Origin of the sequence: Collinsella aerofaciens (assembly GCF_032584215.1) — a bacterium.
Lineage (GTDB): Bacteria > Actinomycetota > Coriobacteriia > Coriobacteriales > Coriobacteriaceae > Collinsella.
In genome coordinates this window covers 1-16,248 of sequence record NZ_JAWHPN010000026.1, presented here as the reverse complement: position 1 = coordinate 16,248, position 16,248 = coordinate 1, and the positions used below count along the sequence as shown (strand labels likewise).

The following is a 16,248-nucleotide window of genomic DNA, read 5'->3' as shown; positions in this document are numbered from 1 at the left end:
GACGTTGGTTTGCCCGCCCCCTGCATATTGAAAGGACCCTTCTATGGGCAAAGCACTCAAGCGCTGGTGGCCGCTCTTTATGCTGCCCACGTGTCTGGCGTTTATGATCGGGTTCGTGATCCCCTTTATCCAGGGTTTCTATCTCTCGTTCTGCCAGTTTATTACCATCAACAACACGCACTTTGTCGGTATCGAGAACTACGTGCGCGCACTGTCCGATCCGCAGTTTGCCACGTCGTTCTTCTTTACCGTGGCGTTTGCCTTCCTGTCGACGGTGCTCATCAACGTGATCGCCCTCGCCATCGCGCAGGCGCTCACCCGCAAAGCGCTCAAGGGCACCAACATCTTCCGTACGATCTTCTTTATGCCTAACCTGATCGGCGGCATCGTGCTGGGCTACATCTGGCAGATTCTGATCAACTGCCTGCTCTCCAACGTGGGCGCCCAGCTCATCGCCCTTAACTCTGCTGCTGGCTTCTGGGGCCTTATCATCCTGACCCTGTGGCAGCAGGTCGGCTACATGATGATCATCTACATCGCTGGTCTGCAGTCCATTCCGTCCGACTACATCGAGGCCGCCAAGGTCGACGGTGCCACGGCATGGCAGACGTTTTGGAAGGTTAAGATCCCTAACCTGATGCCGACCATCACCATCTGCCTGTTCCTGTCCATCACCAACGGCTTTAAGCTGTTCGACCAGAACCTCGCCCTTACCGGCGGCGCCCCCGCGCACTCCACCGAGATGCTCGCCCTGAACATCTACAACACGTTCTATTCGCGTGCCGGTATCGCATGGCAGGGCATCGGTCAGGCCAAGGCGGTTATCTTCTGCATCCTGGTCGTGGCCATCTCCATGATCCAGCTTAAGGCCACGAGGTCCAAGGAGGTGCAGCAGTAATGAAACGCGATAAGGTTATCAACCGCGCGCTCTCGATTTTCTTTACGATCCTGTCGCTCGCGTGGATCTACCCCGTGTTCATGATTGCGCTTAATTCTTTTAAGAAAGCGACCGCAATCAGCACCACCACGGCATTCGATCTGCTCACGCCCGAGACGTTCAACGGCCTCGCAAACTACATGCACGCCCTTAACGAGCAGGGCTTTGCCTCGGCATTTATGTACTCGCTCATCATCACGGTCACGTCGGTCGTGCTGATTTTGGTGTGCTGCTCCATGTGCGCTTGGTACGTGGTTCGTGTCAACAACAAGATCTCGAACTTCTTCTATTACCTGTTCGTGTTCTCGATGGTCGTGCCGTTCCAGATGCTCATGTTCACGCTGTCCAATTTGGCGGACCGCATCGGCTTCAACACGCCGTTCAACATCTGCTTTATCTACCTCGGCTTTGGCGCGGGCCTGGCGGTCTTTATGTTCGCCGGTTTTGTAAAGAACATCCCGCTCGAGATCGAGGAGGCGGCCATGATTGATGGCTGCAACCCGGTCCAGGTGTTCTTTAAGATTGTCCTTCCCATCATGAAGCCCACCTATCTTTCGGTCGGCATCCTCGAGACCATGTGGGTCTGGAACGACTATCTGCTGCCCTACCTTACGCTCGACTCCACCAAGTACAAGACCATTCCTATCTTGATCCAGTACTTCCGCGGCGGCTACGGCCACGTCGAGCTCGGCCCCATGATGGCCTGCATCATGATGGTCGTTATCCCCATCGTTATCATGTACATCCTCTGTCAGAAGTACATCATCGACGGCGTGGTGGCAGGTGCCGTCAAGGGCTGATGCCGTAACTGTTTTGCAAGTTTCTGCGGCACCCCTCAGCGCGGCGCCGCATATCGAAAGGTAGAGACATGGCCGAGATCGTTCTCAAACATGTTCAGAAGGTGTATCCCAACAACGAGTCAAAAAAGAAGGGCTTCTTTGGCAAAAAGAAGAAGACCGAGGAGAAGAAGCACAACCTCAAGGTTACCGAGGACGGTGTGCTCGCTGTAGAGGACTTCAACCTCACCGTTCACGACCAGGAGTTCGTCGTCCTCGTTGGCCCCTCTGGCTGCGGTAAGTCCACGACGATGCGCATGGTCGCCGGCCTGGAGGACATTACCTCGGGCGATGTGCTCATCGACGACAAGCGTGTCAACGACGTGGCGCCCAAGGACCGCGACATCGCCATGGTGTTCCAGAGCTATGCTCTGTACCCCAATATGACGGTGTACGAGAACATGGCGTTTACGCTTGAGCTCAAGAAGGTCCCCAAGGACGAGATCGACCGCAAGGTTCGCTCCGCTGCCGAGATCCTGGGCATTACCGAGTACCTCGACCGTAAGCCCAAAGCGCTTTCGGGCGGCCAGCGCCAGCGCGTCGCCATCGGCCGCGCCATCGTGCGTGACCCCAAGGTCTTCCTGATGGACGAGCCGCTGTCCAACCTGGATGCCAAGCTTCGTAACCAGATGCGTGCCGAGCTCATTAAGCTGCGCCACGAGATCAAGGGCACGTTCATCTACGTCACTCACGACCAGACCGAGGCCATGACCCTCGGCGATCGCATCGTGGTCATGAAGGACGGCGTCGTCCAGCAGACCGCCACGCCGCAAGAGGTCTTCAACCACCCCGCGAACATCTTCGTCGCCGGCTTCATCGGCGTGCCGCAGATGAACTTCTTCGATGCCCAGCTGGTGCGCTCTGGCAACGGCTTTACCGTCAAGACCGAGGATATGAACGTGGCGCTCGCCCCCGAGACCTGCACTAAGCTTGCTCTCAACTGGGACGGCGGCGACGTGAAGGAAATTACGGCCGGCGTGCGCCCCGAGCAGATTCTGCTTGCCGACAAGGGCGAGGAGGGCGCGCTCCAGGGTACCGTCGAGGTGACCGAGCTCATGGGTTCGACCGAGCATGTCCACGTGACCGCTCCCGATGGCCAGTTCGTCCTGATCATTCCCGTTGTCGACCTTGAGGCCAAGGGCGCGCTCAAGGCGGGCGACCCCATCTGGTTCAAGTTCGAGAAGAACGCGACCCATCTCTTCGATAAGGTGTCTGGCAAGAACCTTATCTAGGCCCGGTGTATCCAGGCCCTCCTTTTGGGCGACTGCGGCTTTGCCATCCTTTTGCCGTGGTCACATATAAGGCTCCCCTCCCGTCCACTGGGCGAGAGGGGAGCCTTTCTTTGTGCCGGGGTTGTCTGGTCGGTCGTTTGTCTCGATCTGTAACAAGTAGAGGATCGAATTGGCTTTAGATGTTACAGAACGAGATTGAGTTGAGCCGCCTGTCCTTCCGTCTCGATCTGTAACACGAAGGACTGATTTCGGCAGTTACCTGTTACAGAACGAGATTGTTTTAGCCGGCTTATCCATTTGTCTCGATCTGTAACAGTAAGGGCGGATTTCGGACGTTAGATGTTACAGATTGAGACGATTTAGTCGAGGCGGTTCACAGGGGCAACGCACGGGCACAAAAAACGGAGCCGTGTTGCCACGACTCCGTTCCTCAAGAGGATGGGTAAGGGGAATGGGTTAGTCCAGGTGCCAGATCTCGTCGTTGTACTGGGAGATCGTGCGGTCGGACGAGAAGGTGCCGGCGTTGGCGATGTTGATCAGCGCCTTGCGCATCCAGGCGTCCTGGTCCTCGTAGTCGGCCAACACGCGCTCCTTGGTCTGGATGTACTCCTCAATGTCGAGCAGGGCCATAAACCAGTCCTTGCCCTTGATGTCATCGTGCAGACGCTGCAGGCGCTCGGCGTTGCCGGTCGCCATAAAGGCCGGGTTGGTGATGAAGTCCACCAGCAGTTTAATGCCGGGCTTGCGGTAGAGCGCATCGGCGTTGTAGGTGCCGTCGGCGTAGAGCTGCTCGACCTGCTTGGACGAGGCGCCAAAGGTGTAGATGTTCTCGTCGCCGACGAGCTCGGCGATCTCCACGTTGGCGCCGTCGAGCGTGCACAGGGTCAGGGCGCCGTTGAGCATGAATTTCATGTTGGAGGTGCCGCTCGCCTCCTTGGAGGCCAGGCTGATCTGCTCGGAGATGTCAGCAGCGGGGATCACGCGCTCGGCAGCGGTGACGTTGTAGTTCTCGATCATGACAACCTGCAGGTAGGGAGCCACGTCGGGGTCGTTTGCAATCCACTGGGACAGCGTCAGGATCAGGTGAATGATGTCTTGGGCGATAGTGTAGGCAGGGGCCGCCTTGCCGCCAAAGATGATGGTGACGGGGTGCTTAGGCTTATTGCCGTTCTTGATGTCGAGATACTTCCAGATGATGTAGAGCGCGAGCATCTGCTGGCGCTTGTACTCGTGGATACGCTTGACCTGAACATCGATGATGGCGTTGGAGGGAATGGTCACACCCTGCTCGAGCGCCATAAACTCGCGCATGATGGCCTTGGCCTCGGTCTTGGTGGCAGCCAAGCGCTCAAGAACACCTTTGTCGTCAACGAACTCGGCAAGCTTGCTCAGGTCGCCGGTGCTGCGCCAATCGGTGCCGATTACATCGTCGAGCAGGCTGGCGAGCGCGGGGTTGGCGCCATGGATCCAACGGCGGAAGGTGATGCCGTTGGTCTTATTGGAGAACTTCTCGGGGTAGATCTCGTAGAACGGATGGAGCTCGGTATCCTCCAGGATCTTGGTGTGGAGTGCGGCGACGCCATTGATGGAGAAGCCAAAGTGAATGTCCATGTGGGCCATGTGGACGGTGTCGTATTCATCGATGATGGCAACGCGCGGGTCGTCGTACTCGACCTTGGCGATCTCATCGAGCTTGACAATAATGTCGGCGATGGCAGGGGAGACCTTCTGCAGGCTGGTGAGCGGCCACTTCTCGAGCGCCTCGGCAAGAATCGTGTGGTTAGTGTAGGCGACCATGGAGCGCACGATGGTCACGGCCTCGTCAAACTCGATGCCATGCTCGGTGGTGAGCAAGCGAATGAGCTCGGGGATGACCATGGTGGGGTGCGTGTCATTGATCTGGACTACGGCGTAGTCGGCCAGGTCGTGCAAGTTGCTGCCGCGCTCGATGGCCTCGTCGATCAGGAGCTGGGCGGCGTTGCTCACCATGAAGTATTCCTGGTAGATGCGAAGCAGGCGGCCCTGCTCGTCGGAATCATCCGGATAGAGGAACAAGGTGAGGTTCTTGGCGATCTCGGTCTTGTCGAAGTCGATGGAGCTGCCGGGGACCAGGCCGTCGTCGACACTTGCCAGGTCGAACAGGCGCAGGCGGTTCTTGGTGGGCTGGCCATAACCGGGCACATCGATGTTGACGAGCTTGGAAGTAACGGCAAAATCACCGAACTCGACGGTGTAGGAGCGGTCGTCGTCGATCAGGATGTCTTGCTCGCCAAGCCACTCGTCGGGGACGGCCTTCTGCTGGTTGTCGACAAAGCGCTGGCGGAACAGGCCGTAATGGTAGTTGAGGCCCACGCCGTCGCCGGTAAGGCCCAGCGTGGCGATGGAATCCAAGAAGCATGCGGCCAGACGGCCCAGGCCGCCGTTGCCGAGCGACGGTTCGACCTCGAACTCCTCGATCTTGTTGAGGTCGTGGCCCGCGGCGGTGAGCTGGTCCTTAACCTCGTCATAGATGCCAAGGTCGATCATATTGTTGATGAGCAGCTTGCCGATCAAAAACTCGGCAGAGATGTAGTAGAGCTTTTTCTTGCCGTTGTTGAGAGGACAGGCGGCAGAGCGCTCCTGCACGAGCTTGGCCAGCAGCTTATAAATACGACGGTCATCGAGCTGCTCGAGCGAGGTGCCAAAGGACTGCTCGGCAAGATCCGCAAGATTGATACGGGGCATGTTTCCTCCTGTGATGGGTTGATTACATGTCAGAAATTCAAAAGAAGCCCGCGCGAGGGATTGGAGTGGCCTCGCGCGGGGAAAACGGACGCGTCCGCACGGTGGGGTGGGGTCGGGCGCGGTGGCTCCTATTGGGGAAGCTCAATTTCGGCTTCCGACGGGATGCGGAAGTAGGTTTCGGTCCAGTCGGTGAGCTTGTGCTCGAGCTCGCGGGTGATGGCGCCATCGAGCATGCGCCAGGTCCAGTTGCCGCCCAGGGTGGCGGGGGTGTTGATGCGTGCCTCGTTGCCCAGGTTGAGCAGGTCTTGCATGGTGTAGATACAGGTATCGCTCACGCTGGCGGCGATGGTGCGGTTGAGTGCATCGGCCATGGGCTCGCCTGCCTGCTGGTGGGTGTACAGGGCCGCCTGCTCGCGCTGGCGCGGGGTGGCCGTTCCCTCAAACCAACCGCGCGCCGTCTCGTTGTCGTGCGTGCCCACATAGGCGACGGTGTTGGCAATGTAGTTGTGCGGCAGGTAGTACGAGTTGGTGCCCTCAAAGGCGAACTGCAGGATCTTCATGCCGGGGAAGCCCGAGTTATCGCGCATGTCGATGACGCCGGGGGTGAGGAAGCCCAGGTCTTCGGCGATGATGGGCAGTGTGCCGAGCTTTTCCTCGAGCGTTTTGAAGAACTTGAGGCCGGGGCCCTGCGTCCACGAACCGTAGGACGAATCGGGTGAGGAGAACGGCACCTCCCAATAGGCCTCGAAGCCGCGGAAGTGATCCAGGCGGATGACATCGTACATGTCGAGGGCGGCGCGGATGCGGCCCTCCCACCAGGAGAAACCGTCGGCTTCCATGGCGTCCCAGTCGTAGATGGGATTTCCCCAGTACTGGCCGGTGGCCGAGAACTGGTCGGGCGGCGTGCCGGCGACGCTCACAGGATTACCGGCGGCGTCGATCTTAAAGAGCTCGGGCGTGGCCCACATCTCAACGGAGTCGCGCGAGACATAGATGGGCAGGTCGCCGATGATGAGGATATCGCGCTCGTTGGCATAGGCCTTGAGGCGGCTCCACTGACGATTGAAGAAGTACTGCGTCATCTGGTGGTAGAGCATGCGCGCGGGATGGGCGGCGCAGACCTTGGCAGAAGCCTCGCCGCGGGTACGGAGCTCTGCGGGCCACTCCCAAAATGCCTTGAGACCGCACTCCTCCTTGACGGTCATGAACTCGCAGTAGGGAATGAGCCAGTCTTCGTTTGCTTGGACAAAGTCGTCGAAGTCGGCTGGCTTGTCGGCGGCAAAGCGCTCGGCGGCGCGGTCGAGAATCTGACGACGGCCACCAAAGATGGCGCCATAGTCAACGTTGTTGGGATCGGAGCCCAGATACACACCGTCGATATCGCGCTGCTCCAGATAGCCGGCCTCGATAAGCTCGGCAAAGTCGATGAAATTGGGGTTGCCCGCACGGGCCGAGAACGACTGATAGGGCGAGTCGCCATAGCTCGTCGTCGTAAGGGGCAGAATCTGCCAGTAATGTTGTTTGCACGAGGCGAGGAAATCGACAAAGTCGTAGGCATTCCAGCCAAAGCCGCCGATGCCGTACGGTCCGGGCAGAGACGAGATGGGCATGAGAACACCGCTTGCACGCTCCATGGATGTGCTCACCAACCTTCTTGTTGTGGGATCGGCCTGCAGATGGGTGAACAGCCCGTCCCGAGTTTTAGAGTCGATGTCCTTATTGTAAAACATGTTGTTTAAACATGTACAGGCAAGATAAAAAAGTTGGTCGATTTTCGGCGAATGGTTACATGCCATGAAAAAGCCCCGACCTCACAACGTGAGATCGGGGCAAGAGCGGTATGTAGGTTTTTGCTACTCGGCGTCGGCGAAGCCGTTGGGGTTGTGGCTCTGCCAGTTCCAGCTATCGCGGCACATGTCCGCGATATCGTACTGGGCCTTCCAGCCCATCATGCGCTCGGCCTTGGAGGCATCGCACCAGTTGGCGGCGATATCGCCGGCACGGCGCTCGCGAATCACGTAGGGCAGCTCCTTGCCGCACGCCTTGGAGAAGGCAGCGACGACCTCGAGTACCGAGGTGCCGGTGCCGGTGCCCAGGTTAAAGATCTCGACGCCGGTCTTGCCGTTCATCCAGTTAAGGGCGGCAACGTGACCAGATGCCAGGTCGCACACGTGGATGTAGTCGCGAACACCGGTGCCGTCGGGGGTGGGGTAGTCGTTGCCAAAGACCTGAACGGCCTCGAGCTTACCGACGGCGACCTGGGCGACATAAGGCACCAGGTTGTTGGGGATACCCTTGGGATCCTCGCCGATCAGGCCCGACGGATGGGCGCCGATGGGATTGAAGTAACGGAGCAACACGACGTCCCACTCGGGGTCGGCGGTGTGGACGTCCATGAGGATCTGCTCAATCATCCACTTGGTCCAACCATAGGGGTTGGTCGCGGGCTTCTTGGGGTCCTCTTCGGTGACGGGCGGATTGTCCGGATCGCCGTAGACGGTCGAAGAACTCGAGAAGATGATGGACTTGCAACCGTGGTTGCGCATGACATCGATGAGCACCAGGGTGTTCTCGATATTGTTGTGATAGTACTCGACGGGCTTGCTCACCGACTCGCCAACGGCCTTAAAGCCGGCGAAGTGGATGACGCGGTCGATCTGGTGGGTATCGAAGATCTTGTTCATCGCATCGCGGTCGAGCACGTTGGCCTCGTAGAAGGTGAGGTTCTTGGCGGCCTCGTCGCCCACGATGGTCTTGACGCGGTCGATGGCAACGGCGCTGGAGTTGGAGAGGTCATCGACGACGACAACCTGGTAGCCACCCTCGAGCAGCTGAACGACGGTGTGCGAGCCGATAAAGCCGGCGCCGCCGGTAACGAGGACGCAGGTGTCTTTGGGGTCGAGTGCTTTGGACATGTAGTCTCCTATCGAATCAGGAACACTTCTTGAGGGGAGTATAGCGCAGCTGGGCGCGCCCAAAACACGCGGGTCAGGAAAACCAGAGGAATGATGTTAACGTACTCATAGGGTGTTATTTGCATAATTCTTACCTTTGGTGTGGGACGTATTTGCGAGCCGCTGACCGTGCTTTTCCAGCCGTTCGTGGAAATAGTTGGGACAAGCGCGATGTGCGTTAATATGTTTGAGTTGAGCGACATATAAATAAGCATGTAACGGAGTACATATGTCACCAAACAACGATTCCATTTTTACGCAGGAGCTTTCGCGCCGCACTGCCCTCAAGGCTCTTTTCGGCGCTGCTTCCGCGGCTGTTCTTTTTGGCCTGCCCACCCGCGCCCATGCGGCTGAGGCCAGCCAAGAAACCACCGACAAACTGAATGCCGCCCAGGCCCAGCTCGACGAGGTCCAGGCTCAGCTCGACAGCATTGCCAATGAGTACGCGGCGCTCGCCAACAAGAATGCCCAGACCCTCAGCGATATCGAAGGTGTGCAGGGTCAGATCGACGACACCCAGGAGCAGATCGACACCAAGAAGTCGGAGCTCAAGAAGAAGCGTAACGACCTTTCCGATCGCGTTGCCGCCAGCTACAAGTCGGGCGGTACCAATATTCTGTCGTTGCTGCTCGCCTCTGGCTCGTTTGAGGAGCTCGTCGCCAACGCGCATTACGTCGAGAAGATCAACAAGAGCGACCGCGACGCCATCGAGGACATCCAGACCATCCAGAAAGAGCTCGATACACAGAAGTCCGAGCTCGAGTCGCAAAAAGCCGACTTGGAGAAGCTCAAGGACCAGCAGACGGCTCAGATGCAGGACATGCAGGCCAAGCAGCAGGAGGTCCAGACGGTTCTGAACGGCCTCTCCGACGATGTCAAGGAGCTCATGGCCCAGCGCGATTCCGAGATTCTTGCTGCCGCTCAGGCCGAGGAGGCTGCCAAGAAGGCTGCCGCTGCCGCGGCTGCCGCAAACAAGAACAATTCCTACTCGGGGGGTTCAAGCTCGGGTGGCGGATCGTATGCGCCCGGAACTCCGCAGCAGAATGCCGGCTCGGGCAAGCAACAGGCCGTCGTCAACGCGTGCTACTCCACGCCTTCGCCGGGTCGGAATTGGTGCGCGGCGTGGGTTACCAACGTGTTCCGTAACGCCGGCGTGGGCTACTTTGGCGGCAATGCGTGCGACATGTTTAACGCCTGGTGCTACAGCTCCAATCGTTCGGCGCTGCAGGTGGGCATGATCGTGGCCGACTCGTCGCACAGCGGCACCGGTACGCCGGGTCTGCTGTACGGACACGTGGGCATCTATGTTGGCGGCGGCATCGTTATGAGCAACGAGGGCGCCATCACGTCGAGGTCGCTTGACTCGTTCATTGGGTTCTACGGCACTGGCTCTGGCGTGCGTTGGGGCTGGCTCGGCGGTATCGCGCTGTCGTAAAGCCGACTGGGCCGCGTGCCCGCCCGCAATATATTTGATTGCCTGCTCGGGCAGTCCTGCGCAAGACGAAGGCCACATTAAGTGGCCTTCTTTGCGTGCGGAACTCGCGATCAATCAAATATATTGCGGGCGGGCACGCGGCCCAGTCGGGTTCGGGGCGCTGCACACCGGACTGGTTTATCTGAATTAAAGAAAGTGAAGGCCCCTTTCGGGGCCTTCTTTTTAGAGGAATTCTCCGATTCGGTGGACTTCGGGTTGTAGGTCTACTCCGAATTGGTCTTTGACGGTTGCTTGGATGTGGCGGATGAGTTCGTCGACGTCGGCGGCGGTGGCGTGGTTGGCGTTGACGATGAAGCCGCAGTGTTTTTCGCTCACCTGCGCGCCGCCGACAGCATGGCCGCGCAGACCGGCATCCATGATGAGCTTGCCGGCAAAGTGGCCCTCGGGGCGCTTGAAAGTGGAACCGGCGCTCGGCATGTCGAGCGGCTGCTTGTCCTCGCGGCGTTGGCGGTAGTCGTCCATGTCGGCCTTGATCATCGCGGCGTTGCCCGGGGCGAGGTTAAAGGTGGCAGAGAGCACGATAAAGCCGTCGTCGGCGATGCGGCTCTTGCGATAGCCCAGGTTAAGCTCGTCGACATCGAACTCAATGATATTGCCGCTGCCGCGGATGCCGTCGTCGAGCGCGCGGGCGGGCTTATAGACGCGCACGGACTCCAAAACATCGGCCATGCAGGCGCCGTAGGCACCGGCGTTCATATAGCAGGCGCCGCCGACCGAGCCGGGGATGCCCGAGAGGGGCTCCATGCCGGTAAGATCAGCCTCGGCTGCTGCGGCCGCTACGTCCGAGAGCAGCGCGCCGGCTGCCGCCGTGACGTGCGTGCCGTCGACGGTGATGTCGGAGAGGCCCTCGCCCAGCGCTACGACGACGCCGCGGATGCCCTTGTCACCGACGAGTAAGTCGGAGCCGTTGCCCACGATGGTGAGTGGCAGATCGCAGCGATAGCAGGTATCGAGCGTGGCGACGAGGCCCTGCTCGGTGTCGGGCGTGACAAAGACATCGGCCGGGCCGCCGATCTTAAACGTGGTGTGCTCGCGCATGGGCTCGCTCATGAGCACGTTGTCCTCGCCGGCAACACCGGCGAGCGCGCAGAGCAGGTCCTCGTTAAAAAAGTCGTTCTCGTGCATACGAATATCCGCCTTATGGTGGTCGTTTTCATTAATCGAATGCAATATACCCCACCCGGATGGATTTGGTGCAAAGTAACCTGACCCCAATGCATCACATGGTGCAAAGGGGTCAGGTTACTTTGCACCAATCGCGGCGATAAAACAGCCGTCTACCGGATTGGTAAAGTGTTTATCATCAAGGTAGAGGGACGGTCGCTATACTTTCAAGAGATTGCGCGAATACTCGGAAGGAGCGAGATGGGCAACAAAGTTACTCTCAAGCAGATTGCCCAGGAGGTGGGGCTTTCCCCCTCGTCGGTCTCGCTTGTCCTTAACAACCGGCCTTGTCGCATCTCGGAAGAAAACCGCAAGCGCATCAAAGAGGTCGCGGCGCGCAATCATTATGTTCCTAACCAGATCGCGCGTAGCCTGGTCATGCGCGAGTCGCGCACGCTTGGCCTTATCGTCCCTAACATCGAGAGCCGCTTTTTTGCTTCGCTCGCCGGCAGCTTGGAAAAGCGCTGCCGCGAGGACGGCTATGCGCTCTTTATTACCAGCTCGGGCGGAAGTGCCGAGGACGATCTGGAGCTCCTGCGCCAGCTAGTGACGCGCGGCGTCGATGGTGTGTTCTTGGTCGTGGGTGACGAGTTCTCCGACGACCGCGCCCTGCGCGAAGAGGTCAGCCATCTACCCATCCCGGCGGTAATGGTCGACCGTGCCATTGAGGGGCTCGAGTGCGACAAGGTGATGTTCGACCACGAGATGGGTGGCTACATGGCTACCCGCTACTTGATCGAGCAGGGGCACCGTCGCATTGCCTGCTTGGTTAATGCGCGCCGTTCCAATACGGGTCGTAAGCGTCTTGCCGGCTACGAGCGTGCGCTGCGCGAGGTGGGGCTGCCTATTGACGCGCGTTTGGAGTTTGAGAGCGAGTACTACATTCCGAGCGCATACGAGGCCTCGGAGGCGGTGCTCGCAACTGACGCCACCGCCGTGTTCGCAAGCTCGGATAACATTGCCCTCGGTCTGCTCAAGCGCTTGCACGAGATGGGGAAGAGCATTCCAGGCGATATCTCGGTCGTAAGCTATGACAACTCGGCGGCCGACGTTCTCTTTGAGCCGGCGCTGACCGCGATCGAGCAGGATCCTGGTGTCCTTGCGGAGCATGCTTTTGGCTGCATGTCCAAGCGTCTTGCCGGTAGGGGCGGTAGGCGTGCCGAAGAGGTCGTTCTGGAGCCGGCGCTTATCGTTAAGGGCAGCGTTCTCGAGCTTACCGAATGTAGCTAAGCGTACTTGTTTGTTTGCATAGATTGCATGCGGAGTGTCCGCTATTTGCCGGCAGGCACCCCGGCCCTCGTCCGTGAACTCTTCCGCTGGGCGAGCCATAGACGCCGCGCACCGATGCGATAAAGCAGTGGCTTGAAATTGGTGCTATATTCAGCATGAGTTGTTTAATGCTAGTACGGGAGGCTGATATGGGGCTGTTCAAGAAGAAAAACCCGCAGGATGCCTTTGATCCCGATGTGTTTACCATCACGGATACGATTTTGGACCCGCCGCGGTTTACGTTTTTGCCGGCTATCTACCAGGATGCCACGCATCGCAAGTGGGCCGTACATCAGCGCGGCGGCGAGTCGAAGATTTTTGACTATGCGGACGTGTTGCAGTGCGAAGTGGCCGAGGCGGGCGATCCGGAGGCCGAAGAAGCGGTCTCTAAACAGGAATTTGCCCAGCGTATCCTGGCAAATCCTGCCAAGGCGACGAAAATAAACGCTGCCAAGCGTAATATGTGTCTTGGTATGGGCGTTGTTGTGGCGGTTCAGACGGGAAAAGACGAGGTTTCCAAATTAGAGATTCCCGTTATGACCGACGAAGTCAAACGCGATTCAAGTCTATATAAGTCGTATCGGAATGTCGCCGAGAAGATCAAGGCCGAATTTGATGCCATGGGAGGGCTGGCCTAATTTTGGCGGCATACGTTTCTGAATGAGGAGTCTGTGCAATGGCAGGCGAATCTTATGCAATTCCCCCCAAAGATCGTGCTGTTGAGGGAATTCTTTGGTATATCCAGCACCATCAGCTTGCCGGCGGTGATCGCCTGCCGGCCGAGCGCGTGCTGTGCGAAGAGATTGGCGTTTCGCGTACGGCGTTGCGTGCCGGTATCACGCGGCTCATCTCGTGTGGAACGCTCGAGAGCCGTCGCGGATCGGGTACGTATGTGTGTCCTCCCAAGCCGCTGAACATCTTCCAGGAAACGTATAACTTCTCCGATGCTGTGCGGACTGCCGGCCTGCACCCCTCTTCTCGTCTGGTTTCCACCGGGACCATCGAGGCGGATAAGACGCTTGCCGACAAGCTTAGGGTGGCTGTAGGCGCCCCTTTGCTCCGCATGCAGCGCGTTCGACTTATTGAGGGCGAGCCGGCGTCAATCGAGACGGCTCACGTTAACCTGTCCCTGTGCCCATCGCTTATCGAGCACGATTTTGAGTGCGAGAGCCTTTACGATGTCTTGCTCAAAGAAGGTGGCGTGCGTGTTGAGCATGGACGTGAGCATATCTCCATCTCGCGTTTGAACGCCGAAGAGGCCGAGCTGCTCCAGCAAGAAGAGGGAACGCCGGTGTTCTATGAGAGCTCGATCGAATTTGATAAGGACATGCGTTTTGTGGAGCATTGCAAATCGGTGATTTTGCCCACAAAGTTCCGCTTTGCCGATAACGGCGAAGAGAACGGCATGAGGAGCGTGGCAGGTGAACAATGGCTGAAACAGTAGATGCCACCCCGGTTTATATGCGCATTCGACGCCGCATCGAGGAACGTATCGAGCGCGGTATATATCCCGCGGGTTCCATGATTCCGTCCGAAAAAGACCTTGCCGAGGAATTTGGTACGACACGCTTGACCATCCGAAGCGCTGTCGATGAGCTGGTTCGGCGCGGGCAGATTCGCCGTGTTCGGGGAAAAGGTGCCTTTGTGGCGCAGAAAGTACCTGCTTTTTTTGAACGCACGGTCGGTTTCCGTGAATCGGTCCGTGCTTCGGGCGGCGAGCCGTCCGTCCGTATTCTCGCGCGTTCCAAGCGTTATGCGGGGCCATATTACGCCGACCTGTTTGGCATCGCCGAGGACGACCTGCTCTATTCCGTTCGACGCCTGAACTGCATAAACGGTAGCCCCGTATCGATTGAGACGGCGCTGATTCCCTGCCTGCTGTTCCCAACCATCGAAGATATTGACGTGTCGGTCTTCAGTTTGTACGAGACCTATGAGATGCTGGGCCGAAAGCCAGTCATGGCACAGGAAAAGCTCGATATCGAAGCGCTGGGCGCACGAGATGCCGGCCTCCTTGGACTGGAACAGGGCGATCTTGTTTTGCTTTTGGAATGCGTGAGCTATGACGCGAGCGGTCAGGCTATCGAGTATGTAAAGTCCTTCAATCGTGGCGATACGGGCGGCTACACCTATACGTACTAGCTGGTATTTTGTGAATAACGGCTGGGAAACTAACCAGTTTTGATCGTTGGGTCAACTGTATATACAACCTTACAGGGCTCAAAATCGACCGTTCGCCGATGGGGATATATTAATCGACAAAGAGGTATCAAAAAGCCGTAACCTGTAACTGTGATTGGTATCAAATACTAATGATTTGTTACGAGGTGAGACGATGAAGATGCTCGATTACGTTCAGCTTGCCCATGTGCGTATGGGGGAGAACCTCGAGCGTTCGTCTGAGCTGGTAGCGCAGCTCGTTGATATTTTCCAGTCCGGTTCTTTTGACGCGCTGCGCATCGTTGCTTCGGGTTCGTCGCGCCATGCCGCCGATTGCGCCCGCGATTACCTGCAAGATGCCCTGCAAATGCAGGTGTCCGTTGTGACGCCCGAGGCCTTCGTTGATTTTGAACACACCTATCCGCAGCATGCGCTCAACATTGCCGTTTCGCAGAGTGGCTATTCGACCAATACGATTGCGGCGCTCGATTACATGCGCGCACACGATATGGCTGCAGTTGCGCTCACGGCAAACGTCGAGGCACCCATCAAGGAACACGCTGACATCGTTCTTGACTACGGTGTGGGCGTCGAGTCGGTGGACTTTGTGACTCTGGGCGTCGAGGTGCTCGTTGAGTACCTGGTGCTCTTTGGTATTTACGGCGGTCAGGCGCGCGGAACGATTGACGCCAAGGGCGTTGCCCAGCGTCTTGACGACCTGCGCGAGGCCATCCAGGCCAATGCCGTGATGTGCAAGTCCGCCGAGGCATATGTCCAAGACCACATGCTCGAGCTTTCTGAGCACACGCCCGCCATGGTCGTCGGCAACGGCCCCAACTATGGCGTTGCCGAAGAGGCGGCCCTCAAGCTGAGCGAGACCATCAAGATTCCTGCCATGCATCACGAAGGCGAGGAGTTCGTCCACGGTCCCGAGATGCAGATCGTTCCGGGCTATCTGGTGTTTATCGTCGACGATCCGCAGGGGTCGGAGCGTCTTGCGAATATCGCTGATGCGCTATCGAACGTTACGACAAAAACGGTGCTGCTCACGGCCCATCCCAAGGGTAGGGCTCACGAGGTTGCGGTGCCTCAGGTGGCTCCGCTGCTCAGCGCAATTCCCAATTTGGTGTTCTTCCAGACGATTGCGGCAATGATCGCCGAGCGTCTGAAGTCATGGGACGTGCACCCGTATCTCGATGCCGTCTCCAAGCAAATGGAGGTCAAGGCAGAGGGCTACGAAGAATCAGTCAATGCGCTTAAGGCCAAAGCGGCCGAGTGTTACGGAATGTAAGCGGGTTTGATGCCCGTTGGCATGGGGGATGTGAAGACAACCCCAGAAAGGAGAGACAAATGAAGGAAACCGAGAAGATCGAGATCATGCATTTCGACCAGGAGGGCTATCTCGAGGACGGCAAGGCGCTCTACGAGACCGGCAAGAAGATGACCGCGCTCGCCGACAAGGTCGCCGACGAGGGCT

Annotated in this window: 13 protein-coding genes; 9 read left to right on the top strand and 4 right to left on the bottom strand. The window is 58.2% G+C overall.

Translation table 11 applies throughout. The features are described from left to right. The first annotated feature begins 43 nt into the window (after positions 1-43). The 3 genes from RX395_RS07950 (at position 44) to RX395_RS07940 (ending at position 3,005) form a co-directional block, all read left to right on the top strand. Complete coding sequence (locus tag RX395_RS07950) at positions 44-898, top strand: carbohydrate ABC transporter permease (protein ID WP_055285610.1); 855 nt, start codon at positions 44-46, stop codon at positions 896-898. Further along, entirely contained in the window at positions 898-1,737 is an 840-nt protein-coding gene (locus RX395_RS07945) for a carbohydrate ABC transporter permease (protein ID WP_022095055.1), read from the top strand. The genes RX395_RS07950 and RX395_RS07945 overlap by 1 nt, the downstream gene beginning before the upstream one ends. A gap of 68 nt (positions 1,738-1,805) precedes the next feature. Continuing rightward, the gene (locus RX395_RS07940) at positions 1,806-3,005 is read left to right on the top strand and encodes an ABC transporter ATP-binding protein (RefSeq protein WP_316366737.1); all 1,200 of its coding nucleotides are present in this window, start codon (positions 1,806-1,808) and stop codon (positions 3,003-3,005) included. Between the two features lie 456 nt (positions 3,006-3,461). On the opposite strand, the gene glgP is transcribed toward RX395_RS07940, so the two are convergent. The 3 genes from glgP to galE all read right to left on the bottom strand — a co-directional run bounded on the left by glgP (position 3,462) and on the right by galE (position 8,644). After that, the gene (gene glgP, locus RX395_RS07935; protein ID WP_316366735.1) at positions 3,462-5,729 is read right to left on the bottom strand and encodes a glycogen/starch/alpha-glucan family phosphorylase; all 2,268 of its coding nucleotides are present in this window, start codon (positions 5,727-5,729) and stop codon (positions 3,462-3,464) included. 128 nt (positions 5,730-5,857) lie between these two features. Then, a complete protein-coding gene (gene malQ / locus RX395_RS07930; protein WP_316366733.1) occupies positions 5,858-7,375 on the bottom strand; it encodes a 4-alpha-glucanotransferase in 1,518 nt (505 codons plus the stop codon). 207 nt (positions 7,376-7,582) lie between these two features. Continuing rightward, complete coding sequence (galE, locus tag RX395_RS07925) at positions 7,583-8,644, bottom strand: UDP-glucose 4-epimerase GalE (protein ID WP_117564856.1); 1,062 nt, start codon at positions 8,642-8,644, stop codon at positions 7,583-7,585. A gap of 268 nt (positions 8,645-8,912) precedes the next feature. Here galE and RX395_RS07920 point away from each other — a divergent pair, with 268 nt between their 5' ends. Next, positions 8,913-10,118, top strand: a complete 1,206-nt coding sequence (locus RX395_RS07920) for a coiled-coil domain-containing protein (RefSeq protein ID WP_316366731.1) — start codon at positions 8,913-8,915, stop codon at positions 10,116-10,118. A gap of 222 nt (positions 10,119-10,340) precedes the next feature. Here RX395_RS07920 and murB read toward each other — a convergent pair whose 3' ends face one another. Beyond that, positions 10,341-11,303, bottom strand: a complete 963-nt coding sequence (gene murB, locus RX395_RS07915) for a UDP-N-acetylmuramate dehydrogenase (RefSeq protein ID WP_316366729.1) — start codon at positions 11,301-11,303, stop codon at positions 10,341-10,343. Between the two features lie 240 nt (positions 11,304-11,543). Between murB and RX395_RS07910 the strand changes: the two genes are divergently transcribed. From RX395_RS07910 to RX395_RS07890, 5 genes are all read left to right on the top strand, one after another. Continuing rightward, positions 11,544-12,572 (top strand): LacI family DNA-binding transcriptional regulator, encoded by a 1,029-nt coding sequence (locus RX395_RS07910; protein ID WP_316366727.1) that lies wholly within the window; start codon positions 11,544-11,546, stop codon positions 12,570-12,572. 188 nt (positions 12,573-12,760) lie between these two features. Next, complete coding sequence (locus RX395_RS07905) at positions 12,761-13,249, top strand: hypothetical protein (RefSeq protein ID WP_316366726.1); 489 nt, start codon at positions 12,761-12,763, stop codon at positions 13,247-13,249. A 38-nt stretch (positions 13,250-13,287) separates the two neighbouring features. Then, the gene (locus RX395_RS07900) at positions 13,288-14,055 is read left to right on the top strand and encodes a GntR family transcriptional regulator (protein WP_196026286.1); all 768 of its coding nucleotides are present in this window, start codon (positions 13,288-13,290) and stop codon (positions 14,053-14,055) included. Next, on the top strand, positions 14,040-14,753 hold the full coding sequence (locus RX395_RS07895) for a GntR family transcriptional regulator (RefSeq protein ID WP_316366724.1): 714 nt from the start codon (positions 14,040-14,042) through the stop codon (positions 14,751-14,753). The genes RX395_RS07900 and RX395_RS07895 overlap by 16 nt, the downstream gene beginning before the upstream one ends. 193 nt (positions 14,754-14,946) lie before the next feature. After that, positions 14,947-16,062: an SIS domain-containing protein gene (locus RX395_RS07890; RefSeq protein ID WP_316366722.1), complete on the top strand. Its 1,116-nt coding sequence runs from the start codon at positions 14,947-14,949 to the stop codon at positions 16,060-16,062. Positions 16,063-16,248: the final 186 nt, after the last annotated feature.